This window comes from Protofrankia sp. Cj3 (assembly GCF_917627355.1).
Lineage (GTDB): Bacteria > Actinomycetota > Actinomycetes > Frankiales > Frankiaceae > Protofrankia.
The window spans coordinates 38313-40030 of sequence record NZ_CAKJTR010000030.1 but is presented as its reverse complement, the minus strand read 5'-3'; the positions used below and the strand labels follow the sequence as shown (position 1 = coordinate 40030).

The window sequence follows — 1718 nt, the reverse complement described above, 5'->3', positions numbered from 1 at the left end:
AACGATAGCCTGGAATGCCCCCAGGGTCGAACATTTGTTCGTGTAGGGTGCGCACATCGGCGCGGTCGGCCCACGCTATATCGCCGTTCCCGCCGCTGGCCGAGACCGGTATCGGAATCCGGATGGCAATGCTCGGGCCGGTTGCCGAGCTTCGCCGGATGGAGCGGAACTGGCAGGATTTCATGGAATACCTGTTGATTCCCATCGCCAGTGGGTGGACGGTGAGCTGCCTGGGCGGACGAAGCGCCGAACTAAACTAAAGGTGGAAGGCGAAGCATGAACGAGGTCGTAACCGATGGGCTCGCCGATCGGGTGGCCGGCGCAATCGTCGCCTTCGCCTGCGGGGACGCGGCCGGAGTGCCGTGGGAAGGATGCGCTCCCGAGGCGGTGGACCCCGCCCGGATAGCCGCTATCCCCACGGGTCGCGGCTGGCCGGCTGGCTCGACATCCGACGACACCGCGCTGACACTGCTCGTCGCCGAACATCTGATCGACTCCGGCGGGCAGGGCGAGGCGGTGGAGTTCGCCCGGCGGCTGAGCGACCGTGCCGAGGGGATACGCGGCCTCGGCCCGTCCACCCGGGCTGCGATCAGCCGGTTCCGGGGCACCGGCCAACTGCCGGACGCAGGCAACACCAACGGTGGCCCCATGCGCGTTCTGCCGGTCGGCTGGTCCACCCCGCCCCGGGCCGCCGAACCGCGCCGCAGGTCGGCAGTCGAACTGACCCGAGCCACCCACGCCGGCCGGGAAGCCCAGGCGGCGGCGCTGGTCGCCGCGTCGTGCGCGTCCTGGTCACTGGCTGTCGAACAGCCGCGGCAGCTGATCGACATCGCTGTTACCGAGGCTGAGGCGAGCACGGGCCGGCTCGGTGCGGACAGCTCACTGCCCCAGCTGCTGCGCGCGGTGGCCGCTGGTGCGTGGTCCCCGCCAAGGAGCGGCATCGGCCTCGATCCCTACGAGACTGTGACCGCCGTTCTGCACTGCGTGCACACCGCTACATCCCTGCCCGACGGCATCGCCCGCGCCGTTCTTCTCGGCGGCGACACCGACACGGTCGCCGCGCTCACTGCCGGCCTGCTCGGCGCCTGGCACAGCGCCGCTGAGGTCCGCGGGACGCTCCCGTGGAGTACCCGCGTTCTCCTGCCGCCACCCGACACGATCACTCGTCTCGCGGCCGGGCTCGCCGCGTTGCGCCAGCGCGGCCCTACCCGTTTATAGCGTGTTGCTGCCGTGACGCTTTTTTAGAGCGACCGGCAATAGGGACGCGGCGTCGCGGGGCTGGGGCACGCACCTCGCTGCGTTGTCGTCGGTCGACACCCCAAGGAGCAGGGTGACTCCCTCCGCCGCCTTGCGATGTACGCACCCCAGCCCCGCTCCTTGATCCACGCCCCTATTGCCGGGCGCTCTTAGTCAACGCTGTTGACGGCACGTCGTCCATTTTTGATCTTACGGAAAAGTACCGCCGATATGACGCACCGTGATGAAATCCAGTAGGCGAAATCCGGCGGCCGAGCCCGTCGTGGCTCGTCATCCTGCGGCTGGCCGATCTGTCCCGGCCGCAGTGTAGCGTGGAATGGCGCAACGCGGCCGACCGGCTGCGCTGCTTCGCCTGCGGCTGTGAGTGCGACGGCGGACGTCTCGATCCGTGCCCGTCCTGCGGCGGCAACGGGATCGTCATCGTGCCCGCGGACGAGCTCACGGTGCTCGACTGGATGACC

The 1718-nt window shown here is 69.1% G+C and carries 1 protein-coding gene; it reads left to right on the top strand.

Annotated features, from left to right (window positions below; genetic code table 11):
• The first annotated feature begins 276 nt into the window (after positions 1–276).
• The gene (locus MJ783_RS06465; protein WP_239309132.1) at positions 277–1218 is read left to right on the top strand and encodes an ADP-ribosylglycohydrolase family protein; all 942 of its coding nucleotides are present in this window, start codon (positions 277–279) and stop codon (positions 1216–1218) included.
• The last annotated feature ends 500 nt before the right edge of the window (positions 1219–1718 follow it).